Source organism: Mesorhizobium sp. USDA 4775 (genome assembly GCF_054062655.1).
In genome coordinates, this window is sequence record NZ_JBSSFM010000001.1 from 1330121 (window position 1) to 1354775 (window position 24655).

At 63.7% G+C, this 24655-nt stretch carries 19 protein-coding genes and 1 pseudogene; 6 read left to right on the top strand and 14 right to left on the bottom strand.

Annotation, left to right across the window (positions count from 1 at the left end; genetic code table 11):
* Window positions 1-12 precede the first annotated feature (12 nt).
* From ACVILI_RS06720 to puuE, 11 genes and pseudogenes are all read right to left on the bottom strand, one after another.
* The gene (locus tag ACVILI_RS06720; RefSeq protein WP_038653702.1) at window positions 13-852 is read right to left on the bottom strand and encodes an alkaline phosphatase family protein; all 840 of its coding nucleotides are present in this window, start codon (window positions 850-852) and stop codon (window positions 13-15) included.
* Between the two features lie 115 nt (window positions 853-967).
* Window positions 968-2557, bottom strand: coding sequence for an ABC transporter substrate-binding protein (locus ACVILI_RS06725; RefSeq protein WP_240564622.1), 1590 nt, complete (start codon window positions 2555-2557; stop codon window positions 968-970).
* A 108-nt stretch (window positions 2558-2665) separates the two neighbouring features.
* Entirely contained in the window at window positions 2666-4321 is a 1656-nt protein-coding gene (locus ACVILI_RS06730; protein ID WP_020629117.1) for an ABC transporter ATP-binding protein, read from the bottom strand.
* Window positions 4321-5145 (bottom strand): ABC transporter permease, encoded by an 825-nt coding sequence (locus ACVILI_RS06735; RefSeq protein ID WP_019862711.1) that lies wholly within the window; start codon window positions 5143-5145, stop codon window positions 4321-4323. The genes ACVILI_RS06730 and ACVILI_RS06735 overlap by 1 nt, the downstream gene beginning before the upstream one ends.
* A gap of 10 nt (window positions 5146-5155) precedes the next feature.
* Window positions 5156-6116 (bottom strand): annotated as a pseudogene (locus ACVILI_RS06740) (ABC transporter permease).
* A gap of 16 nt (window positions 6117-6132) precedes the next feature.
* Complete coding sequence (locus ACVILI_RS06745; protein WP_019862713.1) at window positions 6133-7719, bottom strand: ABC transporter substrate-binding protein; 1587 nt, start codon at window positions 7717-7719, stop codon at window positions 6133-6135.
* Window positions 7720-7873: 154 nt separating this feature from the next.
* Window positions 7874-9859, bottom strand: a complete 1986-nt coding sequence (locus ACVILI_RS06750) for a CocE/NonD family hydrolase (RefSeq protein ID WP_038651555.1) — start codon at window positions 9857-9859, stop codon at window positions 7874-7876.
* Between the two features lie 97 nt (window positions 9860-9956).
* Window positions 9957-10550, bottom strand: a complete 594-nt coding sequence (locus ACVILI_RS06755; protein WP_038651558.1) for a nucleoside deaminase — start codon at window positions 10548-10550, stop codon at window positions 9957-9959.
* Window positions 10551-10561: 11 nt separating this feature from the next.
* Window positions 10562-11053 (bottom strand): ureidoglycolate lyase, encoded by a 492-nt coding sequence (locus ACVILI_RS06760; protein ID WP_038651561.1) that lies wholly within the window; start codon window positions 11051-11053, stop codon window positions 10562-10564.
* On the bottom strand, window positions 11050-11913 hold the full coding sequence (locus ACVILI_RS06765) for a bifunctional allantoicase/(S)-ureidoglycine aminohydrolase (RefSeq protein ID WP_038651564.1): 864 nt from the start codon (window positions 11911-11913) through the stop codon (window positions 11050-11052). The genes ACVILI_RS06760 and ACVILI_RS06765 overlap by 4 nt, the downstream gene beginning before the upstream one ends.
* Window positions 11914-11923: 10 nt before the next feature.
* Complete coding sequence (puuE, locus tag ACVILI_RS06770; protein ID WP_038651567.1) at window positions 11924-13342, bottom strand: allantoinase PuuE; 1419 nt, start codon at window positions 13340-13342, stop codon at window positions 11924-11926.
* A gap of 202 nt (window positions 13343-13544) precedes the next feature.
* Between puuE and uraH the strand changes: the two genes are divergently transcribed.
* The 4 genes from uraH (at window position 13545) to xdhC (ending at window position 18714) form a co-directional block, all read left to right on the top strand.
* Window positions 13545-13919, top strand: a complete 375-nt coding sequence (gene uraH, locus ACVILI_RS06775; protein WP_019862722.1) for a hydroxyisourate hydrolase — start codon at window positions 13545-13547, stop codon at window positions 13917-13919.
* A gap of 3 nt (window positions 13920-13922) precedes the next feature.
* The gene (gene xdhA, locus ACVILI_RS06780) at window positions 13923-15404 is read left to right on the top strand and encodes a xanthine dehydrogenase small subunit (RefSeq protein WP_038651570.1); all 1482 of its coding nucleotides are present in this window, start codon (window positions 13923-13925) and stop codon (window positions 15402-15404) included.
* Complete coding sequence (xdhB, locus tag ACVILI_RS06785; protein WP_038653704.1) at window positions 15404-17749, top strand: xanthine dehydrogenase molybdopterin binding subunit; 2346 nt, start codon at window positions 15404-15406, stop codon at window positions 17747-17749. Before xdhA ends, xdhB begins: the two co-directional genes overlap by 1 nt.
* Window positions 17750-17811: 62 nt before the next feature.
* Complete coding sequence (xdhC, locus tag ACVILI_RS06790; RefSeq protein ID WP_038653707.1) at window positions 17812-18714, top strand: xanthine dehydrogenase accessory protein XdhC; 903 nt, start codon at window positions 17812-17814, stop codon at window positions 18712-18714.
* Between the two features lie 15 nt (window positions 18715-18729).
* On the opposite strand, the gene ACVILI_RS06795 is transcribed toward xdhC, so the two are convergent.
* The 3 genes from ACVILI_RS06795 to ACVILI_RS06805 form a co-directional block, all read right to left on the bottom strand.
* Window positions 18730-19977: an LLM class flavin-dependent oxidoreductase gene (locus ACVILI_RS06795; protein WP_038651572.1), complete on the bottom strand. Its 1248-nt coding sequence runs from the start codon at window positions 19975-19977 to the stop codon at window positions 18730-18732.
* The gene (locus ACVILI_RS06800) at window positions 19974-20951 is read right to left on the bottom strand and encodes an LLM class flavin-dependent oxidoreductase (RefSeq protein ID WP_038651574.1); all 978 of its coding nucleotides are present in this window, start codon (window positions 20949-20951) and stop codon (window positions 19974-19976) included. The genes ACVILI_RS06795 and ACVILI_RS06800 overlap by 4 nt, the downstream gene beginning before the upstream one ends.
* Before the next feature lie 78 nt (window positions 20952-21029).
* Entirely contained in the window at window positions 21030-21950 is a 921-nt protein-coding gene (locus ACVILI_RS06805; protein WP_010912979.1) for a LysR family transcriptional regulator, read from the bottom strand.
* 132 nt (window positions 21951-22082) lie between these two features.
* Here ACVILI_RS06805 and ACVILI_RS06810 point away from each other — a divergent pair, with 132 nt between their 5' ends.
* Both ACVILI_RS06810 and guaD read left to right on the top strand, forming a co-directional pair.
* Window positions 22083-23300 carry a urate hydroxylase PuuD gene (locus ACVILI_RS06810; RefSeq protein WP_064984378.1) on the top strand — a complete coding sequence of 406 codons (1218 nt, stop codon included), beginning with the start codon at window positions 22083-22085 and terminating at the stop codon, window positions 23298-23300.
* A gap of 2 nt (window positions 23301-23302) precedes the next feature.
* Window positions 23303-24616 (top strand): guanine deaminase, encoded by a 1314-nt coding sequence (gene guaD, locus ACVILI_RS06815; RefSeq protein WP_019862730.1) that lies wholly within the window; start codon window positions 23303-23305, stop codon window positions 24614-24616.
* Window positions 24617-24655 lie beyond the last annotated feature (39 nt).

The following is a 24655-nucleotide window of genomic DNA, read 5'->3' on the forward strand; positions in this document are numbered from 1 at the left end:
AAGGCGACCCGCTCAACCCAAGAAAGGCTTCGCCTTCATCGTCGCCGGTACCGGCACGCCGAGCCGGCTCAGCACCGTCGGCGCCAGCTGCAGCTGGTCGAGCAGCGTATCGGCTTCAGGCCCTTGGCCTTGTCCGAAATAATACAGCGCGAAATCCTGCATCTCGTCATCATGGCCGCCATGGTGGCCGCGGTCGGTCTGGCCATGGTCGGCGGTGACCATCACCTCGTAGCCGGCCGCGATCCAGCCCGGCAGGAAGGCGGCCAGCATGCCGTCCATCGCGTAGACGGCATGGTCCATCTCGTGGCAGTCATGGCCGAAGCGATGGCCCATGGAGTCCAGCGTGCAGGTGTGCAGGATGCCGTAGTCGATGCCGTGGCGTTTGGTCAGCATGGTCAGCGTCGCGAACAAATCGACGTCGCTCGGCGTCATCTGGTTGCGGGCGTTGTAGCCGGTCATGGTGTGGAAGCGGCCATGCGTGATCGGCCCACCCGGCTCGTCATACTCCATGTCCTCGACCAGGTCGAACGGGTGGGAGCGGAAGAATTCCGACCAGTAGGAGTGGGTGACCGCCCCGGTCCTGCCGCCGGCCTTGCTGACTTCGGAGAAGATGTCGGGCTGCCCGACGCGGAACCGATTCTCATTGGAAAGGATGCCATGCACCTGCGGCGACACGCCGGTGTGGATCGAGGCATAGCAGCAGGCCGAGGTCGACGGCAGCACCGAGCGCATCTTCCAGACCCGCGCTTCACCCGATTGCACCCAGCCTTCGAGATTGCCCATCAGCCGGCGCCAGTTGCGATAGGGAACGCCGTCGAGGATGATCAGCAGAAGCTTGGATTTGAGCGCCATGGGCTGCTCCATGATGTCTGGCTGTTGAAACGGGAACGCCGCGTGCCGTTTCTGGCACACGGCGTTCTTGTATGTAAATCAGACGGGGCACGTGAATCAGACAGGCAGGGTCCGGCTAAGCGTTGAGCCAGCACTCACCAAGCGCGTAGCCATCCATCATCTCGCCGATCGGGCTCTTGGCAAAACCGCCGATCTTGTTGGTAGCGGCGGCATCGATGAACTGGTTGAAGAACGGCACGATCAGGCCGCCCTCGTCGCGCATCAGGACCGCCATGTCGTGGTAGATCGCCTTGCGCTTGGCGTGGTCGAGCTCGCCGCGCGCCGCAAGCAGCATCTTGTCGAATTCCGGCCGCTTGAAGCGCGTGTCGTTCCAGTCGGCGGTCGAGACGTAGCCGGTGGAATACATCTGGTCCTGCGTGGCGCGCCCGCCCCAGTAGGAGAGCGAGAAGGGCTGCTTGTTCCAGACTTCCGACCAGTAGCCGTCGCCGGGCTCGCGCTTGATCTCGATCTTGATGCCGGCCTTGGCGCAGGACTGCTGATAGAGCTGGGCGGCGTCGACGGCGCCGGGGAAGGCGACATCGGAAGTGCGCAGCAGGATCGAGCCGCTGTGGCCCGACTTCTTGTAGAGAGCGGCCGCCTTCTCCGGATCGAACTTGCGCTGTTCAATGTCGGTCGAAAACAGCGGGTAGGCTTCGTTGATCGGGAAGTCGTTGCCGACCGAGCCATAGCCGCGCAGGATCTTCGTCAGCATTTCCTCGCGGTCCATGGCGAGTTTCAGCGCCATGCGCAGGTCGTTGTTGTCGAAGGGCGCGGTGTCGCAGAACATGTTGAACGGGTAGTAGCCCTTGCCCGACACGTTCTCGATGCTGACGCCGGGGATGCGCTTGACCAGGTCGACGACCTTGGGCTCGACGCGGTTGATCATGTGCACCTGGCCGCCCTGCAGCGCCGCAAGCCGCGCGGTGGCGTCATTGATGACGACGATCTCGATCTGGTCGGCATGGCCCATCTTGTCGCCTTGCCAGTAATTGGCGAAGCGCTCGCCGCCATGGCGCACGCCGGGCTGGTTGACGGTGACCTTGTAGGGACCGGCGCTGATGCCGGCATTGGGATTGTCCTTGCCGCCATTCGGCTGGATGACGAGGTGGTAGTCGGCCATCAGATAGGGGAAATCGGCGTCGGCATCGCCGAGCGTGACGATGACTTCCTTGCCGCTTGCCTTGACGCCCTTGATGTTCTTGAGGATGCCGAGCGCACCGGATTTGGACTTCTCGTCGGCATGGCGCTCGATGGTGGCGGCGATGTCTTCGGCGGTGACGGTCTTGCCGTTGTGGAACTCGACGCCGTCGCGCACCTTGATCGTCCAGGTCTTGGCATCCTTGGATGCGCCGATCTCCTGCGCGATCATATTGGTCAGGCTGTTGTCGGGCATCAGCCGGACCAGATATTCGCCCCACTGCTTGCCGAAGCTGAAGGTGACCTGGCTGAGGTTCAGCGCGGGGTCGAGGCTGTTGGTCGACTCGCCGCCCTGCAGGCCGGCCTTAAGGATACCGCCCTTGACCGGCGTCTGTGCGAAGGCTTTCCCGGCCAGCGTCGTTGCCAGCGCCGCCGACACACCCAGTGCCGCCGTGCGGCCAAGGAAGTCGCGCCGCGATATCCGGCCCTGTCCGGCGAGATCGGCGAGATGGTCGAGTTCCGGCTTCATGTTCCTACCCCCTGTTGAAAACAACGTCACGGGCAGCGTCCGTCCGCAAGGACGTGTGGCGCTTTCGTGTTGCATCTGGATGACGACAGCCGCCCGACCAGCAGGTCGCTAGTTCCCCGCGCTGGCCATGCGCCGCCCCTTGATCGCCTTTTCCAGCCAGCCGATCTCCATCTCCGGAACCGACGACAGGAGAAGGTCGGTATAGGCATCGAAGGGCGGCGTCAGAACCTTGCTCTTCGAGCCGTAGCGAACCACTTCGCCGCGATACATCACCGCGATCGAATCGGCGATCGACTTCACCGTCGCCAGATCGTGGGTGATGAAGAGATAGGCGACCTTTTCATGCTGCTGCAGGTTGAGCAGCAGCTTGAGGATGCCGTTGGCCACCAGCGGATCGAGCGCCGAGGTCACCTCGTCGCAGATGATCAGCTTCGGCTTGGCGGCGAGCGAACGGGCGATGCAGACGCGCTGCTTCTGGCCGCCGGAAAGCTCGGCCGGATAGCGGTCGACGAAGCCCTTGCCCATCTCGATCTCGTCAAGCAGCTCGGCGACGCGCTTGTCGCGTTCCCTGCCGCGCATGCCGAAATAGAATTCGAGCGGCCGGCCGATGATAGTGCCGACGGTCTGGCGCGGGTTCATCGCCACGTCGGCCATCTGGTAGATCATCTGCAACTGGCGCAGATCTTCCTTCGGCCGGTCAGCAAGCCGGTTGGCGAGCGGGCGCCCATCGAAGGTGACGGTGCCTTGTTCGGGCGGCAAAAGTCCGGTGATGGCGCGCGCCAGCGTCGACTTGCCGGAGCCGGATTCGCCGACCACGGCCAGCGTCTGGCCGGGGTAGATGTCGACCGAGACGTTCTTCAGCACCTTGACGTGGCCGCCGCCATAGGCGGCGGTGACGTTCTTCACCGACAGGAACGGCGTGGCGCCGGGGTTCTGCTCCTGGTGCTCGATCTCATGCACCGAGACCAGCGCGTTGGTGTATTCCTGGCGCGGCTCCTTGATGATCTGCCTTGTACCGCCCCATTCGACCAGCCTGCCATGGCGCAGCACCATGATCTCGTCGGAGACCTGGGCGACGACGGCAAGGTCGTGGGTGATGTAGAGCGCCGCCACATGGGTGTCGCGGATGGCATCCTTGATCGCCGACAGCACGTCGATCTGCGTCGTCACGTCGAGCGCCGTTGTCGGCTCGTCGAAGACGATCAGGTCGGGTTCCGAGCACAGCGCCATTGCCGTCATGACGCGCTGAAGCTGGCCGCCCGAGACCTGGTGCGGAAAGCGTTCGCCGATGGTTTCAGGGTTCGGCAGGCTGAGCTTCTTGAACAGCGCGACGGCGCGCTTCTCGGCTTCGGCGCGTGTCGCCGTGCCATGCAGCAGCGTGGCTTCCACCACCTGGTCCATCAGCCGGTGCGCCGGGTTGAAGGCGGCCGCCGCCGACTGCGCGACATAGCAGACCTCGCGGCCGCGCAGTTTGCGGAAACCTTCCTTGCCGCCCTTCAGGATGTCGCGGCCGTTGAGGATCACCTCGCCGCCGGTGATGCGCACGCCGCCGCGGCCATAGCCCATCGACGACAGGCCGATGGTCGACTTGCCGGCGCCAGATTCGCCGATCAGGCCCAGCACCTTGCCCTTTTCCAGCGTCAGCGAGACATCGTGCACCAGCACGATGTTCTTTGGCGCCTCGCCGGGCGGGTAGACCGTGGCCTCGATGCGCAGATTCCTGATATCGAGCAGCACGCCGGGCTTCGCTTTGCTGTCGGCCATCACCCGCGTCCTCCCTTCAGGCTTGTCGTGCGGTTGAGAATCCAGTCGGCGACAAGGTTGACCGAGATGGCGAGCGCGGCGATCGCCCCCGCCGGAATGAGTGCTGCGGCGATGCCGAAGACGATGCCGTCCTTGTTTTCCTTGACCATGCCGCCCCAGTCGGCGTCCGGCGGTTGCACGCCAAGGCCGAGGAAGGACAGCGTCGACAGGAACAGGACAGCATAGATGAAGCGCAGGCCGAGTTCCGAAACCAGCGGCGACAGCGCATTGGGCAGGATTTCGCGGAAGATGATCCAGGCGCTGCCTTCGCCGCGCAGTTTTGCCGCCTCGACATAATCCATGACGTTGATGTCGACGGCGACCGCGCGCGACAGGCGGTAGACGCGGGTCGAGTCGAGAATGCCCATGACCAGGATCAGCGTTACCAGGTTTGTCGGCAGCACGGAGAGCACGACCAGGCCCATGATCAGGGTCGGGATCGACATCAGCAGGTCGACGAGGCGCGACAGGATCGTGTCGAACCAGCCGCCGAACACCGCCGCCGAGAAACCGAGTATGGCGCCGAGCGAGAAGGACAGCGCGGTGGCCAGCACGGCGATGAACAGGGTGATGCGGGCGCCGTAGATCATGCGCGACAAGAGATCGCGGCCGAGATTGTCGGTGCCGAGCCAATGCGCGGCCGACATTGGTTCCCAGACGTCGCCGACGATCTCGGCATTGTCGTGCGGCGAGATCCACGGTGCCAAGATCGCCGCCAGCACGAACAGGGCGGTCAGCACGAGGCCGATCAGGGCGGGGATGGGAATGCGTCTTATATCGAGCATGCCCGCCCCCTCACTTTGGATGTCGCAGACGCGGATTGGCGACGATCGCCGCAATGTCCGCGATGATGTTGAGGCTGATATAGACGGCGGCGAAGATCAGGCCGACCGCCTGCACCACCGGCACGTCGCGCTTGGTGACGTGGTCGACCAGATACTGCCCCATGCCGGGATAGACGAAGATCACCTCGACCACGACGACGCCGACGATGAGATAGGCGAGGTTGAGCATGACGACGTTGATGATCGGCGCGATGGCGTTCGGGAAGGCATGCTTGCGGATGACGGCAAAGGCAGAGAGCCCCTTGAGCTCCGCCGTCTCGACATAGGCCGACTGCATGACGTTGAGGATCGCGGCTCGGGTCATGCGCATCATGTGGGCCAGCACCACCAGCGTCAGGGCCGTCGCGCGGCAGCGCGATGGCCTGCATGCGCTCGCCAAAGGGCATGCCGTCATAGACGGTCGAGATGGCGGGAAAGATCTGCCATTTCACCGCGAAGAAATAGACCAGGAGATAGCCGATGAAGAATTCCGGGAAGGAGGTCGAGGCGAGCGCCAGCCCGGAGATCAGCTTGTCGACCCAGCCATTGCGGTAGCGCACGGCGATCAGGCCGAGGATGATTGCCAGCGGCACGGCCACGACCGCCGCCCAGAAGGCCAGGAACAGCGTGTTCCACAGCCGGCCCTTGATCGAGGTGGCGATATCCTGGCCGCTCGACATGGCAGCGCCGAGGTCGCCGGTCAGCACGCCGCCGAGCCAGTGGAAATACCTGACATAGGCCGGGTCGTTGAGGCCGAGCTGTTCGCGCAGATTGGCGAGCGACTCCGGCGTTGCCGATTGTCCCAGAATGGCTTGCGCGACGTCGCCGGGCAGGATTTGCGTGCCGGCGAAGATCAGGACCGAAATGGCCAGCAGAAGGAGGATGCCCAGCGCGACGCGCTGGGCAATTAGCTTCAGGATGGGTGAGGACATCTCCGCAAAGCCGGACTCAGGCCTGCAGCCAGCACTTCGCCAGGGCGTAGCCGTTCATCAGTTCCTGGTGCGGATCGTCCACCCAGCCATCGACCTTGGCGCCGGTGGCGTCGATGAACTGGTTGAACATCGGCAGGATCAGGCCGCCTTCGTCGCGCACCATGACGGCCATGTCGTGGTACATCTGCTTGCGCTTGGCCTCGTCGAGCTCGGCGCGCGCCGCCAGCACCATCTTGTCGAAGTCCGGGCGCTTGAAACGCGTGTCGTTCCAGTCGGCGGTCGACAGATAGGCGGTCGAGTACATCTGGTCCTGCGTCGAGCGTCCGCCCCAGTAGGAGGCGCAGAAGGGCTGCTTGTTCCAGACCTCATTCCAGTAGCCGTCGCCGGGCTCGCGCTTGAGCTCGATCTTGATGCCGGCCTTCGCCGCGCTCTGCTGGAAGAGCTGCGAGGCATCGACCGCGCCGGGGAAGGCGACGTCCGAAGTCCTCAGCAGAACAGTGCCATCATGGCCGGACTTCTTATAGTGGAACTTGGCCTTGTCGGGATCGTACTTGCGCTGCTCGATTTCGGTGAACAGCGGATAGGACGCGTTGATCGGGAAGTCGTTTCCGAGCGAGCCATAGCCGCGCAGCACCTTGGTCAGCATCTCTTCGCGGTCAATGGCGAGCTTCAGCGCCATGCGCAGGTCGTTGTTGTCGAAGGGCGCCGTGTTGCAATGCATGATGAAGACATAGTGGCCCGGACCCGCATGGTTGCGGATGGTCACGCCCGGCACGCGCTTGATCAGGTCGACGATCTTCGGCTCGACGCGGTTGATCATGTTGACCTGGCCGCCCTGCAGGGCCGCCGTGCGCGCCGTCGCATCGTTGATGACGATGACTTCGATCTGGTCGGCATGGCCCATCTTGTCGCCCTGCCAGTAATTGGCGAAACGCTCGCCGCCATGGCGCACACCGGGCTCGTTGGTCTTGACCACATACGGGCCGGCCGAAATGCCGGCATCGGGCTTGTCTTTGCCGCCATTCGGCTGGACGATCAGGTGATAGTCGCTGAGCAGGTAGGGAAGGTCGGCATTGGCCTCCTTCAGCGTCAGCACCACTTCCTTGCCGCTGGCCTTGATGGTCGCGATACCCTTCATGTAGCCGAGGGCGCCGGATTTCGACTTCTCGTCCGAGTGGCGCTCCAGCGTGGCGGCCACGTCCTCGGCGGTCACGGTCTTGCCGTTGTGGAATTCGACGCCGTCGCGGATTTTCAGGGTCCAGGTCTTCGCGTCGTCGGACGAGCCGATCTCTTCCGCGATGCGGTTCTCGAGCTTGCCGTCCGGCGACAGTTCGACGATCATTTCGCCCCAGCACTTGCCGAAGGCGAACGGCACCTGCGTCATCATCAGCGCCGGATCGAGGCTGTTGGTGGATTCACCGCCGACCAGGCCGGCCTTCAGCGTGCCGCCCTTGACCGGGCCTGCCGCGCGCGCAGCACTTGAAAGCAGCGAATTGGCGAAGGGTGCGGCAATGCCGAGCGCTGCCGCGCGACCGAGAAAATCACGACGGCTCAGCTTGCCCGCTGCGACACGCCGGCTAAGGAATTCCAGTTCGTTCGACATTTTGAGTTCCTCACTCTGTTGGTTCGACTCTACGGTCGATTTTTGTTGTTAATTCTCCCTGAATAATGAGGGTAAGCCAATGCCGTAAGCAAGACCGAATGCGACATGCCGTGGCGTAAATCGTACGTCGCATTTGGACCAAGGGTGTCGGCGCTCAAACAAGCGTGCGCGGGATTTTCTCCTCGAAATTGCGCTCGAAGACGATTTTCTCACCCTCATAGGCCTCGATTCTGGCGCTGACGATGAAGTTTTGTGCGTCCGATCGCATCTCGGCCCATGTCTCGGTACGCACCGACCATCCATTTCGCGACAGTGTCTGCGTCCAGTGTGTTTTCCCCGAGGCCGACAATGGATTGTCAGGATGGATAGCCCAGGTCTCGCGGGCGATGCTGCCATTGACCAGGCCGTGGTCGAGATCACGCACCGCGCCGAAATCATCCGCGATGGAAAGCGTGACGATTCCGGTCTTTTCGTCGCGATCGACATGGCGCTCGGAGTTGGCGGCACGGATCGTCTCGGTCGCCCAGGGCGTGGCACCTTCCGGCTCGGCGAACGTCGCTTCGTCGCCTTTTGCCAGCGGGCGTAGCGGCAAGGCAAGTGTCGCCGCCGACAAGCTCAGCTGCACCGGCTCCGGCGACGGCCAGATCATGGGCCAATAGGCGTTCGACACGGCGATGCGCAGGCGGTGGCCGGCCGGTACGCGGTAGGCGCATTGATCGAGCACGACGCGCGCCGACACGGTCTCGCCAGGCACCAGGGCCTGCGGGAATTCGTGCGAGTCGCGATGCGTCAAATTGAGCACGCCATAGGAGATCAGTTCGGAAGCGCCGTCGGGATGCACGTCGCACAGCCGCACCGCGATGTTGGCCTGCGGGCGATCGGAGGAGAGAGTGACTTGGACTTCCGGCGCGCCGACAATATCGATGGCCTCGGTGAGCTCCGGCTGGTCGAAACAGACAGACAAGGCATCGTCGGGACGCTGGTCGCCCGGCAATTCCGGGCCGAAGGTGAACGGGAAATATTCGCCGCCGGCCAGCCCGCAATTCTGCAGCGAGGCAATGATGGCCGGTTTGCTCCCCTTGGGCAGCAGTTCGATGGCCTGGGTCTTGATCGCGGGTGACGGCCATTGTTGCTCGGCCACCCAACGGCCGGGCCGCTCGGGATGCCAGCGCGCCGGGCGCACGCTGTCCATCACATAGGCGCGGTAGGCGGGATCGTCCTCGACGCCGGTCTCGGCGCCCTTCAGCCAGTGGTCCCACCAGCGCAGCGCTTCCTGCAGGAAGCCGATGGCCGGCTGGGGTCCGGCATAGTGCGGGTATTTGTGGATCCAGGGGCCGACAATGCCCTTGACCGGCGCTTCGATGTTGGTGACGAGGTGCGAGATCGTGTTGCGGTAGCCGTCATGCCAGCCGCCGATCGACAGCACGGCGGCCTTGACGGCCGAAAAATCCTCGCAGATCGAGCCGCGCTTCCAATAGGCGTCGCGGTGCTGGTGGCTGAGCCACAGCGGCAAAAGGAAGGGCTGGTTCTCCAGCCGGGTCAGCCACAGATCGCGCCATCTGTTGTCGCCGGCGATCAGCGGGTCCGGCGGCCGCGACGAGTAGGAGAGCATAGTCGAGGCCCAGCCGAAATTCTCGATCAGCAGGCAGCCGCCCTTGTAGTGGATGTCGTCGGCGTAGCGGTCGACGGTCGAGCACAGGCTGATCACCGCCTTCAGCGCCGGCGGCTGCTTGGCCGCAACCTGCAGGCAGTTGAAGCCACCCCAGGAGATGCCCATCATCCCGACATTGCCGTTGCACCAGGGCTGGGCCGCCGCCCAGGCGATGACGTGGCAGGCATCCTGCAATTCCTGTTCGGAATATTCGTCGTCCATCAGCCCTTCGGAATCGCCATTGCCGCGCATGTCGACGCGGATCGAGGCGTAGCCGTGGCCGGCGAAATAGGGATGCGTCAGCTGATCGCGAAAGATGGTGCCATCGCGCTTGCGGTAGGGCAAATGCTCGAGAATGACAGGCACTGGTTCGTCGCCGGCATCCTCCGGCATCCACACCCGCGCCGATAGCCGGCAGCCATCCGGCATGACGATGCCCATATCGGGGAATTCGACGACCTTGCGGGGAAATTCGGTGATGGTTTTCATGGGTGCGCATAACGCCCCGCGGCGCGGCAAGTTTCAATCGCCATTCGCGACTGGAGCAGCGAATTATGCGACCTGTGCCGTTACCTGCGGCACAACCTCAGTTCAGCGGAATGTCGTTTTCGCTCTTGCTCGCCTGGTAGGCGTCGGACAGTTCGTCGTAGCGTGCCGAGATCTTGCCGATGCGCGTTTCCAGCCGCTGACGCTGCGCCTCGGGCAACGCCCGTACCATCCTGCGGATCGAAAAACTCTTCCAATAGGCATTCTCGGCATTGTAGCCGCCGGGGTCGAGGGTGAAGACCTCTTTCAGGATCTTCAGATCGTGCGGGATCGCAAAACTGTCGCGCGAATCCTCGTGGCTGAACAGGTAGTAGAAATTGTCGAAGCCCGTCCAGGTGATCGCCGACAGGCAGAGCGAGCAGGGTTCGTGCGTGGCGACGAACAGCGCATCCTTGGTGTCGACGCGCTCGGCCCTCGGCATCTCGTAGAACCGCTTCAGGCAATGCACCTCGCCGTGCCAGAGCGGGTTTTCCATCTCGTTGTTGGTTTCGGCCAGCACCAGCGAACGGTCGTCCTTGCGCAGGATCGCCGCGCCGAACAGCTTGTTTCCGTGGGCGACGCCTTCCGCCGTCTTCGGCACGATGTCGTGCTCGATCACGTCGAGCAGGCGGTCGATCAGCGATATATCGGTCATGGGGAAAGCTTTCAGGGGAGATGGATCTCGTAGGCGTGCGAAAAATGGAACTCTTCGAGGTTGGAGCCGTCGCCGCCACGGTCGACGATAAGGAAGTCCTGGGGCTCGCCGAGCGGCGTCAACACGCCGTGCCAGAGATTGCGGGAATAGTTGATGCCCTGTCCGGGCGCGGTGATGAAGGCGTGCGGCTCGCCCGGCCCCTCCTTGCCGTCATGGCAGACGACAACCAGGAACGGACGCGGCGACAGCGGAATGAAGGCCTGGCTGCCGAAGGGGTGGCGCTCGACCATGGTCAGTTTCAGCGGCAGTTCGTAAGGCGTGCCGCGCACCATCGAGATCAGCACGCGCGCGTTCGGCCCTGTGGCCTCGGCGGTCGCCAGATCGTGGTAGCGCTCAGCCTTGCCGCCATTGATCGGGTAGTGGTTGTCGCCACCCATGTCGATGACATCGCCGAAGGGGGCAAAGGCCTCACGGGTCAGCTTCTGTGCTGTGATGCGGGTCACCGCGCGCGACCGCCGATACCGGCCCCGCCGAGCTTGGCGTGCCGGTTGACGTCCTTGTAGAGCAGATAGCGGAACTTTCCCGGGCCGCCGGCATAGCAGGCCTGCGGGCAGAAGGCGCGCAGCCACATATAGTCGCCGGCCTCGACCTCGACCCAGTCCTGGTTGAGGCGGTAGACCGCCTTGCCTTCCAGCACATAGAGGCCGTGTTCCATCACATGCGTTTCGGCGAACGGAATGACCGCGCCCGGCTCGAGCGTGACGATGGTCATGTGCATGTCGTGGCGCAAATCGGCCGGGTCGACGAAGCGTGTCGTCGCCCAGCGGCCTTCGGTGCCCGGCATCGGCGTCGGTGCGATATCCTGCTCGTTGGTGAAGAAGGCTTCCGGCATATCGAGACCGTCGACCACTTCGTAGGCCTTGCGAATCCAGTGGAAGCGGACCGCCGCCTTGGCCTCGTTGCGAACCGTCCAGCCGCTCGCCGGCGGCAGGAAGGCAAAGCCACCTGGCCGCAACACATGCTTCTTGCCGGAAAGCAGAACGGTCAGTTCGCCCTCGACCACGAACAGGGCGCCTTCTGCGCCGGCATCGGGTTCCGGCCGGTCGCTGCCGCCGCCGGGCTCCACCTCGACGATGTATTGCGAGAATGTCTCGGCAAAACCGGACAGTGGCCGCGACAGGATCCAGACGCGGGTCTTGTCCCAGAACGGCAAGGCGCTGGTGACGATGTCCTGCATCACGCCCTTGGGGATGACGGCATAGGCCTCGGTGAAGACGGCGCGGCCTGTCAGCAATTCAGATTGGCCGGGATGGCCGCCATGTGGTGCGTAGTAGGTGCGCTCTGGCATCCTGATCGTATCCATGGGTTCAAACCTATTGCGGTAGCATGTCTCTGAGGCGGAGCAGCGCGATGCGCTCGACCTGTTTGCAGGCGGTCTCGAATTCGACGCCGCGGCTGTTTCCGATGCGCGCCTCGAACTCGGCGAGGATTTCCTCCTTGGTCTTGCCCTTGACCGCGATGATGAAGGGGAAACCGAAAGTGGTGACGTAGGCGGCGTTGAGCTTGGAGAACAGTTCGCGTTCCTTGTCGGTCAGCGCGTCGAGGCCGGCGGAGGCTTGTTCCCTGGTCGATTCCGCCGTCAGCCGCCTGGCCTTGGCCAGCTTGCCGGCAAGATCGGGATGGGCGTTGAGCACACCCAGCCGCTCGGTCTCGCTGGCAGCGCGGAAGATGCGGCAGAGCGCATTGTGCAGGCCGCCAGCCGTGTCGTGCGCCGGGCCCAGCTCCAACTCGTAGGCTCGCTCGGCAATCCAGGGCGAATGCTCGAACACGCCGCCGAACGTGTGGACGAATGTTTCGAATTCCATCTTGGAGGGGCGCAGCGCCGCTGGCTTGTAGGGATGGTTCTCCTGCCAGTGCTTGGCGATGTCGATGCGCCGCGCCAGCCAGACCTTGTCATGCGATTTGACATAGTCGACGAAGCGCTTCAGCGCCGCGACCCGGCCCGGCCGCCCGACGAGGCGGCAATGCAGGCCGATACTCATCATGCGCGGCCGCCCGGCCTTGCCCTCGGCATAGAGCGTGTCGAAACTGTCCTTGAGATAGGCGAAGAACTGGTCGCCCGAATTGAAGCCCTGCGGCGTGGCGAAGCGCATGTCGTTGGCGTCGAGCGTATAGGGAATGATGAGCTGCGTGCCGCAGGCATGCTCGAACCAATAAGGCAGTTCGTCGTCATAGGTATCGGAGACGTAGTCGAAGCCGCCTTCTTCGGCCACCAGCCGCACGGTGTTGACCGAAGTGCGGCCCGTATACCAGCCGGTCGGGCGCTGGCCGGTCACTTCGTAATGCAGCTTGATTGCCGCATCGAGGTCGCGGCGCTCATCCTCGGCGCTATGATCGCGGTAGTCGATCCACCGCAGCCCATGCGAGGCGATTTCCCAGCCGGCGTCCTGCATGGCCGCGACCTGGTCGGGCGAGCGTGCCAACGCTGTGGCGACGCCGTAGCAGGTCACAGGGACTTGGCGTTCGCTGAACAGACGCAGCAGCCGCCAGAAGCCGGCCCGCGCGCCATATTCGTAGATCGATTCCATGTTCCAATGGCGCTGTCCCACCCATGGTGCGGCACCGACGATCTCCGACAGGAAGGCTTCCGACGCCTTGTCGCCATGCAGCACGCAATTCTCGCCGCCCTCTTCGTAATTGACGACGAACTGCACGGCGACATGCGCCCCGCCGGGCCATTTCGGATCCGGTGGATTGGCTCCGTAGCCGTGCATGTCTCTTTCGTAACGCATTGCCCCTCCTGCCGGACACTGCCGGAAGTTGTGATCAGGATAGTCGAAAGGGTTGCCGCAGCATTCCCTTAAAATTTTTGAAAGTGTTTTTGTGCCGCTCCGCTCGACCGGGACTTATGCATCGCCTTTAATTGGCGCACAATTCATTGCTTTGTTCGACTGTACCGGGCCAGTTCGTTCATATTGGAAATGGGAGGCGCCAGTGGCAGAAACGTCGAAAGCCGATGGCGGACGTCTGACGACGCATGTCCTCGACACCGCGACCGGCAAGCCGGCGGCCGGGTTGTCGATCGCACTCTATCGTCTCGACGGTTCGGCGAGGACACATCTGAAGACGGTCGCAACCAATACCGACGGCCGCTGTGACGCGCCGCTGTTGGTCGGCGCCGAGTTCCGCGCTGGCGAATACGAACTGGTGTTCGCGGCCGGCGACTATCTGCGCGGCCAGGGCACAAAGCTGCCCGAGCCGGCCTTCCTTGACAGCGTGCCGATCCGTTTCGGCATGGCGGAGGCGGTGCACTATCACGTGCCATTGCTGATTTCGCCCTATGGCTATTCGACCTACAGGGGGAGCTGAGGCATGGCCAAGGTCAATATCCGCAACGAAATCCGCTTCATCCTCAATGGCAGGGATGTCGTGCTGTCCTCGGTGGCGCCGGACGCGACCCTGCTCGACTGGCTGCGGCTCGACCGTTCGCTGCGCGGCACCAAGGAAGGTTGCGCCGAGGGCGATTGCGGCGCCTGCACCGTTCTGGTCGGCAGGCTTTCGGCCGGCCGGCTGGTCTATGAAAGCGTCAATGCCTGCATCCGCTTCCTCGGTTCGCTCGACGGCACCCATGTCGTGACGGTGGAACATTTGCGTGGTCAGCCCGGCCAGTTGCATCCCGTCCAGCAGGCGATGGTCGATTTTCATGGCTCGCAATGCGGCTTTTGCACGCCGGGCTTCGTCATGTCGCTCTATGGCCTGTGGATGAAGTCGCCGGATCCATCGAACGCGGAGATCGAAAAGGCGCTGCAGGGCAATCTCTGCCGCTGCACCGGCTATGAAGCGATCATGCGCGCCGCGCACGCCATCTCCAGCTACGGCAAAGCGGGGAAGGATCCGCTGGCTGTCGAGCGCAAGGCGATCACGGCGAGGCTGGAAGCCTTGCGGGACGGCGCGCGGGTCGAGATCGGTTCGGCCAGGGCGCGGCTCATCGTGCCGGCCAATGTCGACGATTTCGCCACTGTGCTCGACCAGGAACCCGGCGCCACCATCGTTGCCGGCTCGACCGATGTCGGCCTGTGGGTGACCAAGCATATGCGCGACATCTCTCCGGCGGTCTTCATCGGCAATCTCGATGGGCTGTGCACCATCGCCGAAGACAAGGGAGTCATTTCGATCGGCGCCGGCGTCACCTACACCGAAGCCTTTTCGACGCTGTCGAAACGCATCCCGGCGCTGGGGCCGCTGTTTGACCGCATCGGTGGTGAACAGGTGCGCAACATGGGCACCATCGGCGGCAACATTGCCAACGGCTCGCCGATCGGTGACACGCCGCCGCCCCTGATCGCGCTCGGCGCGCGCCTGACCCTGCGCAAGGGCAAGAAGCGGCGCACGATCCCGCTGGAAACCTTCTTCATCGCCTATGGCAAGCAGGACCGGCAGCCGGGCGAATTCGTCGAGGCCGTGCACGTGCCCGTGCCGGCCAAGGGAGAGAAATTTGCCGTCTACAAGATCACCAAGCGGCGCGACGAGGATATCACCGCTGCGCTTGGCGCCTTCTTCCTGACGCTGGCCAAGGACGGCACGGTCGCCGATGTGCGCATCGCCTATGGTGGCATGGCAGCGACGCCGAAGCGGGCGTCCTTTGTCGAAAAGGCGCTGCTCGGCAAGCCATGGACTGAAGAGACGGTCGAGGCGGCGATGGCACAATACGGTAGGGATTTCACCCCGCTCACCGACATGCGGGCCTCAGCCGAATACCGGGCGCTTGCGGCGCGCAACTTGTTGTTGCGTTTCTTCGCCGAGACCAGCGGCACCAGGGCGCCCTTCCAGGTGTCCCGCAACGAGGCGGCATGATGAACAAGCACGCCACATCGAACCTCAAGGCCGAGAAGATCGTCGGCGGCGTCGCCACCGATCAGCGGCATGATTCCGCTCACAAGCATGTCAGCGGCACAGCCGTCTATATCGACGACATGCCGGAACCATCCGGCACGCTGCATGGCTGCCTCGGGCTCTCGGCCGCCGCGCATGCCACCATCACCCGCATGGACCTTTCGGCGGTGCGCGCTGCCTCCGGAGTCGTCGATGTGCTCACGGCAAAGGATGTGCCGGGCGAGAATGATATTTCGCCGACCGGTCGGCACGATGAGCCGGTGCTCGCCGACGGCAAGGTCGAGTTCTTCGGCCAGCCGATCTTCTGCGTTATCGCCGAAACCCGCGAGCAGGCACGCCGCGCCACCAGGCTGGCCAAGGTCGAATACAAGGAATTGCCTTTCGTCACCGACATTGGCGAACTCGATCCGAGGAAGGACAAGCTCGTCACGCCGCCGCTTACCTTGAAACGCGGCGATGCCGCCGCTGCGATCAAGGCGGCGCCGCGCCGGCTGAACGGAAAGATGCGCGTCGGCGGCCAGGAGCATTTCTATCTTGAAGGCCATATCGCCATGGCCGTTCCCGGCGAGGATCAGGACGTCACCATCTATTCCTCGACCCAGCATCCGAGCGAAGTCCAGCACATGGTGAGCCATGCGCTCGGCGTACCCAGCAATGCCATCACGGTGGAGATCCGCCGCATGGGCGGCGGTTTCGGCGGCAAGGAAACGCAAGGCAATCAGTTTGCCGCGCTCGCGGCCATCGCTGCCAAGAAACACCATCGCGCCGTCAAGATCCGGCCCGACCGCGACGACGACATGATCGCCACCGGCAAGCGTCATGATTTCCTCGTCGACTACGAAGTCGGCTTCGACGACGAGGGCAACATTCTCGGTGTCGATTTCATGTTCGCCGCGCGTTGCGGCTTCTCGTCGGATCTGTCGGGCCCGGTGACGGATCGCGCGCTGTTCCATTGCGACAACACCTATTTCTGGCCGACCGTGCACGCGCAATCGGCGCCGCTCTACACCAACACCGTGTCGAACACCGCCTTTCGGGGCTTCGGCGGCCCGCAAGGCATGGTCGGCGCCGAACGCGTCATCGACGAGGTGGCGTTCGCGGTCGGCAAGGATCCGCTCGAGATCCGCAAGACGAATTTCTATGGCACCAGCGACCGCAACATCACGCCCTACCACCAGACGGTCGAGGACAACATCATCCAGCGCATCGTCGCCGAACTCGAGGAGAGCGCCAGCTATGCGCGGCGGCGGCGCCAAATATCGGCCTTCAACGCCAACAGCCGTTTCATCAAGCGCGGCCTGGCGCTCACGCCGGTCAAGTTCGGCATTTCCTTCACCGCCACCCACTACAACCAGGCCGGCGCGCTGGTGCATGTCTACACCGATGGTTCGGTGCATCTGAACCATGGCGGCACCGAGATGGGGCAGGGGCTCTACCTCAAGGTCGCGCAGGTGGTGGCGGAAGAATTCCAGATCGATCTCGACCAGGTGAAGATCACCGCGACCACCACCGGCAAGGTGCCCAACACCTCGGCCACCGCGGCATCGTCCGGCTCCGACCTCAATGGCATGGCGGCACAGAATGGCGCCCGCCAGATCAAGGACCGGCTGACCGATTTCGCCGCCGAGAAATACCAGGTGCCGCGCGATCAGGTGCTGTTCCTGCCCAACCGGGTGCGTATCGGCAACCAGGAGATCGCCTTCGCCGATCTCGTCAAGCAGGCCTACATGGCGCGCGTCCAGCTCTCGGCGGCGGGTTTCTACAAGACGCCGAAAATCCACTGGAACCGCGACAAGGGCGAGGGCCGCCCCTTCTACTATTTCGCCTACGGCGCCTCCTGCTCGGAAGTCTCGGTCGACACGCTGACTGGCGAATATGTGGTCGAGCGCACCGATATCCTGCACGAGACCGGCCGTTCGCTGAACCGCGCCATCGACCTTGGCCAGATCGAGGGCGGCTTCATCCAGGGCATGGGTTGGCTGACGACGGAGGAGCTGTGGTGGGACGGCAAGGGCCGGCTGCGCACCCACGCACCGTCGACCTACAAGATCCCGCTCGCCTCCGATCGGCCGAAGATCTTCAACGTCACTTTGGCCGACTGGCCGGAAGCCGGAGAGCCGACGATCCATCGCTCCAAGGCGGTCGGCGAGCCGCCCTTCCCGCTCGGCATGTCGGTGCTGCACGCGCTGTCGGATGCGGTGGCCAGCGTCGCCGATCACAGGATCTGTCCGCGCCTTGATGCTCCAGCGACGCCGGAGCGTGTGCTGATGACGATCGAGCGGCTGAAAGGTGAGGCGAAGGACTGAATCCGGCAAAACGTGCAATTCAGACCGAAAAACCCTATGTTTCCCGCACGGGAATGCGAATGATGAATTCGAAAGTGCAAAGCCTGAAAGACTTCCTGGCTGGCCAAGGTCGCATCGCCTTGGTCGAAGTGGCCGGCACCAAGGGCTCGACGCCGCGCGAGAAGGGCGCCTTCATGCTCGTCTCGCGAGAGGCGACTTTCGGCACGATCGGCGGCGGCCAGCTCGAATATATGGCGATCGACAAGGCGCGGCAGATGGTGGCGTCTTCATTTCACCGCAAGCTAGAGGGCAAAGAGGCCCGCATCGAGGTCGATGAAGTCTGCGCCACGCTCGACGTGCCTCTCGGGCCCGAGATTGGCCAATGCTGTGGCGGGCGCGTCGAAGTCTTGATCCGGCTTGTCGACAGCGCGCTCGCTGCTGAGTTGGTTTCGGCGGCCGAAGTCGAAGAGGCCCACCTGCCGCACGTCTATATCTTCGGTGGCGGCCATGTCGGCCAGGCGCTGGCGTCGACGATTGCGCTCCTTCCCGTACACGGAGTCGTCATCGAGACGCGGGCCGAGGCGCTGCAAGGCATGCCGGAAACCGTCGAGACGCGGCTGACGCCGATGCCTGAGGCCGAGGTGCGCAACGCGCCCGCCGGCACTGCTTTCGCCATCCTCACCCATGACCACGCGCTTGATTTCCTGATCGTCGCCGAAGCGCTGAAACGCGACGATGCGGCCTATGTCGGCATGATCGGCTCGAAGACCAAGAAAGCTACGTTCAGGCACTGGTTCCTGAAATCGGCGGATGGCAGCGATGCGGAATTTGCCCGCCTCGTCACGCCGATCGGCGGCGACGCCGTCAAGGACAAGCGCCCCCAAGTCATTGCCGCACTTGCAGCCGCCGAAATCATGACGGCGCTGGTCAGTCACAACACCGCACCAAATGCCGACCGTCCGCATGACAGGGAGATGGCCGGCTAAGCTTTTTGCTGGTGCTCAGGCCGGCCGTCTCAAGCCCAGATGGTCGCGCAACGTGCGACCCTCATACTCCCGGCGAAACAGGCCGCGCCGCTGCAGTTCCGGCACGACGAGCGTGGCAAAGGCATCAAGATCGCCCGGGAAATAGGACGGCATGACATTGAAGCCGTCGGCCGCCCCGCCTTCGAACCGCGCCTGCAACTCGTCTGCCACTTGCGCCGCCGTACCGACAATGCGCCAATGGCCGCGCGCACCGGCGAAGTGGCGAGCCAGCTGGCGGATGGAAAGGCCGTCGCGGCGCGATTGCTCGACGACCAGCGCCTGCCGGCTTTTCATGCCCTCGCTCTCCGGCAGTTCGGGCAGCGGCCCGTCGATCGGATAGCGCCAGAGATCGGAGATGCTGAGGTAGCTGGAGAGCAGCGCCACGCCGACATCGTCGGGGATCAGTTCCTGCAATTCCTCGTGCTTCTCGCGGGCCTCGGCCTCGGTTTCCGCCACCACGGGCGACACGCCGGGCATGATCTTGATGTCGTCGGGCTCACGCCCATAGGCGGCCATGCGCTCCTTGAGATCATCGTAGAAGGCTTTGGCTTCCTCAAAAGTCTGCGCTGCCGTGAACACCACGTCGGCGGTGCGGGCGGCAAGGTCGCGGCCGACATCCGAGGCGCCGGCCTGGACCATGACCGGCGCGCCCTGCGGCGAACGGGGCAGGTCGAGCGGGTCGCGCACCGAAAAGCTCTGGCCGTGATGGCCGGGAGCCTTGCCGTGCCACAACCCGGTGACCACCTCGGCGAACTCGCGCGCACGCTCGTAGCGGTCGGCATGGGGCTTGAGGCCCGTCGAGCCGAAATTGGTTGCTTCGATCGGGCTGGCCGAGGTGACCAGGTTCCAGCCGGCCCGGCCGCCGCTCAGATGGTCGAGCGACAGAAAGGTCCGCGACAGCCCGTACGGCTCGTTGTAGCTTGTCGACGCCGTCGAAACGAGGCCGATGTGGCTGGTCCGTACGGCCAGTGCCGACAGCAGGCTGATAGGCTCGAAGCCGATCGAGCGCGACGTCTGGCTGGCGATGCCGACATTGGCTTCGCGCAGGCCCGCGGCGTCCTCGCAGAAGATCATGTCGAATTTCGCCGCTTCCGCCGTGCGCGCCAGCTGGATGTAGTGGTCGATGTCGATGCCGGCCATGACATGCGCTTTCGGGTGCCGCCAGGCAGCGATGTGGTGACCAGTCGCCCAGAGGAAGGCGCCGAGCTTCATCTGCGCGGTCATTGGTCACCTCCGCCGGCAAGTCCAAGATGCGAGCGCAGCGTCGCCCCGCGATAGCCCTCTCGAACAAGGCCACGCCGCCGCAACGCCGGCAGAACACGATCGGCGAAATCGTCGAGCGCTGAGTGCTGCGCGGGCAACTGGATGTTGAAGCCATCGCAGCTTTTCGCCCGCAATTGGGTTTCCAGCCTGTCCATGCTGGCGGCCGGCTCATCGTCGGGGGCGAACGAGATATTCGTCAGCACCTTCACGGCGTCCGGATCGCGCCCAGCGGCCGTGGCACGACGCCTCAGATCATCAAAGCGTGTTTTCGCGCTCTCGGCCGATCCGCTCTCCAACAAAATGACATCGGCAGTGCGGGCGGCAATGTCGAAATCGGCTTCTGTTAGGCCCGACAGCACCACCACCGGCGCATCCTGCGGCGAACGCGCGACGTTCAGCGGCCCGCGCACGGAGAAGAACTCGCCTTTGTGATCGAGCAGGTGCATTTTCTCGGGATCATGGAATCTGCCGCCGGTCTTGTCGAACAGCAACGCGTCGGCATCCCAGCCCTGCCACAGGCCTTGAACGATGCCGATATATTCCTCGCTGCGGCGACGAAAGTCCGTGTCGGAAAATCCTTCCGGCCGGCTGAAATTGGCGGCTTCGCGTGGGCCTTGCGCCATCGTCGCATGCCAGCCTGCGCGGCCATGGCTGATGATGTCGAGCGAGGCAAAACGGCGCGCCAGATTGTAGGGCTGATGGGCAACCGTCGAGGCCGAGGCAACCAGTCCAATCTTATCGGTGACGGTCGCCAGGGAGGCCAGCAGCGTTGTCGCTTCGAACGGGCTGCTTGATAACCCTTCCGCGGAATCGGAAATCACGACCATGTCGATGCCGGCCGCCTCTGCCGCTCGCACGAAGGTCTTGATCTCTCCGAAATCCAGAACGGCCTGTCCTTTGGCGGCAGCGATGTTGAGCGAAATGGCGAGATGCATTGCGTCAACCTAGGTTCGCCGGTGCGCAAGGCAAGTCCGGCGGATAGACCAGTGGACCCTCACTTGTCGGCCAGCCGATTACTTGCCGGCCAGGATATCCTTGATCAACCGCTGGCAGCGCTCCGCCATGAAGTCCAGCAGCAGCCGTACCTTGGGGTCCTGCAGCTTCTTGTGCGGATAGACGGCGGCGAACTGCACCGGCGTCGGCGGCGTGTTGGCCAGGATCACCTGAAGCCGCCGGTCGCGGATGAACGGTTCGACCTCGAAGCGCGGCTTGTTGATGATGCCGCGTCCCGACAGTGCCCAGCCGGTCAGCACGTCGCCATCGTCCGTGTCGTAAGGCCCATGCACCTCGAATTTCTGCGGCCCTGTGGGGGTCTGCAGCGTCCAGACATATTCGCGCGCACCGGAATAGCGCAGCATCAGGCAGTCGTGTTTCTTGCCGATCAGCTCCTGCGGCTCGGCCGGCTCGCCGCGCGCCTCCAGATATTTCGGCGCCGCCACCAGCACCCGCTCGCATTCCATGATGCCGCGCATCCTGAGGCTGGAATCCTCGATGATGCCGAGCCGGAAAGCGACGTCGATGCCTTCCTTCATGATGTCGACATTGTGGTCCGAGAGCCTCAGCCGCACCTCGATGTCAGGATATTTGTCGTGGAAATCGGGAATGCCCGAGGCCACCAGCCGGCGCCCGAGGCCGAGTGGCGCTGTCACGCGAATGGTGCCGCGCGGCTGGCCGGACAAGGCGGACACCGCGGCTTCCGCCTCGGTGATCGCCTCCAGCACCTGCTTGGCGCCCGAGTAGAAAACCGTGCCATGCTCGGTCGGCATCAATTGCCGCGTCGTACGGTTGAACAGCCGCACGCCCAGATGCTTCTCCAGTTCCTTGATGCGGTTGGAGGCGACCGCCGGAGAAATGCGCATGTCGCGGCCAGCCGCCGACAGATTGCCGAGTTCGACGACGCGGACGAAGACGGCGATGTTGTCGAGATAGGCCATTCGGAGCACCTTCGCCGGTTTGCAGCGATTAGCCTAGTATTTTCCATTTTTTTTTGAAAGTCATCGTACACCTCGCCTCTTTCCGTTTGCGTGCGACACCGTAAAGTCGCGTCATCGGCAGGGACGACTTCAATGATGGATTTCGCGATTTTCTGGGACTGGCTGAGCTTCGCCGTGCGGTGGCTGCATGTCATCACCGGCATCGCCTGGATCGGCTCGTCCTTCTATTTCGTAGCGCTCGATCTCGGCCTGCGCCAGCGTCCGGGCATGCCGGCCGGCGCCTTCGGCGAGGAGTGGCAGGTGCATGGCGGCGGCTTCTACCACATCCAGAAATATTTGGTGGCGCCGGCCGAGATGCCGGAGCACCTGACCTGGTTCAAATGGGAATCCTACGCCACCTGGCTGTCCGGCTTCGCCATGCTGTGCGTGGTCTACTATGCCGGCGCCGACCTGTTCCTGATCGATCCCAATGTGCTGCCAATGTCGGTGCCGGTCGGCATCCTTTTGTCCATGGCCACGATCGGCGTCGGCTGGGTGGTCTATGATCTCCTGTGCCGCTCGCCGCTGGGAAAAAGCGATACCGGCCTGATGTTGGTGCTTTACTGCGTGCTGGTGTTCATCGCCTGGGGGCTGACGCATCTGTTCACCGGCCGCGCCGCCTTCCTGCATCTGGGCGCCATCACCGCCACGATCATGTCGGCCAACGTCTTCATGGTCATCATCCCCAACCAGAAGATCGTCGTCGCCGACCTGATCGCCGGCCGCAAGCCTGACCCGAAATACGGCAAGATCGCCAAGCAGCGCTCGCTCCACAACAACTATCTGACGCTGCCCGTTCTGTTCCTGATGCTGTCGAACCACTATCCCCTGGCGTTCGGCACGCAGTTCAATTGGGTCATCGCCTCGCTGGTGTTCATCATCGGCGTGCTGATCCGGCACTATTTCAACACCGTGCACAAGCGGGCCGGCAACCCGCACTGGACCTGGCTCGGCGCGCTTGTCCTGTTCATCATCATCATCTGGCTGTCGACCGTGCCGAAGGTGCTGACCGGTGAGCCCAAGGCCTCCGCCTCGGCGGATATCTACATCGCTTCCGCGCATTTCCCGGCGGTGCGCGACACCGTGCTCGGCCGCTGCTCGATGTGCCATGCGCAAGAGCCGGTCTATGAAGGCATCTATCACGCGCCCAAGGGGGTGATGCTCGACACCGATGCTGATATCGCCAACCACGCCCGCGAGATCTATCTGCAGGCCGGCCGTAGCCACGCCATGCCCCCCGCCAATGTCAGCCAGATCACCGACAAGGAGCGGGCGCTGCTGGTGGCCTGGTTCGAAGGCGCGGGGAAATAAGCATGAATTCGACACTTCTGCGCGGCCGCATGCTGTCCTTCGTGCGCTGGCCCGAGACCATCGACGACCATTCGGCCTGGCGCTACGAGGAAGATGGCGGCCTGCTGATCAGCGACGGCAAGATCGTTGCATCAGGCGCCTATGCGGACGTCGAGAAGCAGGCCGGTGAGGGGGCCAAGAAAATCGATCACCGGCCGCACCTCTTGCTGCCGGGCTTCATCGACACCCATGTGCATTTCCCGCAGATGCAGGTCATCGCCTCCTACGGCGCCGAACTGCTCGACTGGCTGAACACCTACACTTTTCCGGAAGAAACGAAATTCGCCAACGCCCAGCATGGCCGCCGCATCGCGCGGCTGTTCCTCGATGAGATGGTGCGGCACGGCACCACGACGGTGGCTGCCTACTGCTCGGTGCACAAGGCTTCCGCCGAAGCCTTTTTCGCCGAGTCGCATGACCGCAACATGCTCAACATCGCCGGCAAGGTGATGATGGACCGCAATGCGCCCGAAGGCGTGCTCGACACGCCGCAATCCGGCTATGACGACACCAAGGCGCTGATCAGGGAGTGGCACGGCAAGGGGCGCCAGCACTATGCCATTACGCCGCGCTTCGCCATCACCTCCTCGCCGGAGCAGATGGAGATGGCCGGCGCGCTGTGCCGCGAGCATCCCGACCTGCACATGCAGACGCATCTGTCCGAAAACCACGCCGAAATCGCCTTCACGCAGCAGCTTTACCCGTGGTCGCGCGACTACACCGATGTCTACGAACATTACGGCTTGCTGGGCAAAAATAGCCTGTTTGGCCACTGCATCCATCTGTCGGAGCGCGAGGCCGATGCGCTTTCAGAGAGCGGCTCGGTGGCGGTGTTCTGCCCGACCTCGAACCTGTTCCTCGGCTCCGGCCTGTTCGACTACCAGCGCTTTCGCCGCCGGGAAAAGTCGCTGCGCATAGCCGCCGCCACCGATGTCGGCGGCGGCACCAATTACTCCATGCTGCGCACCATGGACGAGGGCTACAAGGTGATCGCGCTGAATGGCGAGAAGCTCAACCCGTTCCAGTCCTTCTGGCAGATCACGCGCGGCAATGCCGAGGCGCTGTCCGTGGCCGGCAAGATCGGCACGCTGGATCAAGGCACCGACGCCGATATCGTCGTGCTCGACGCTAGGGCGACGCCGGCGATGCGGCTGAGGATGGAAACGGCGCAGACGCTGGCGCAGGAATTGTTCCTGCTGCAGACCCTGGGCGACGACCGCGCCGTGCGCGAGGTCTATGTCGCGGGGCGGGCGGCCAAGAGCGATATGGCGAATTAGAGCGCCGGGGTGCGTTCATTGCTTGACCCGGCGGCAGCC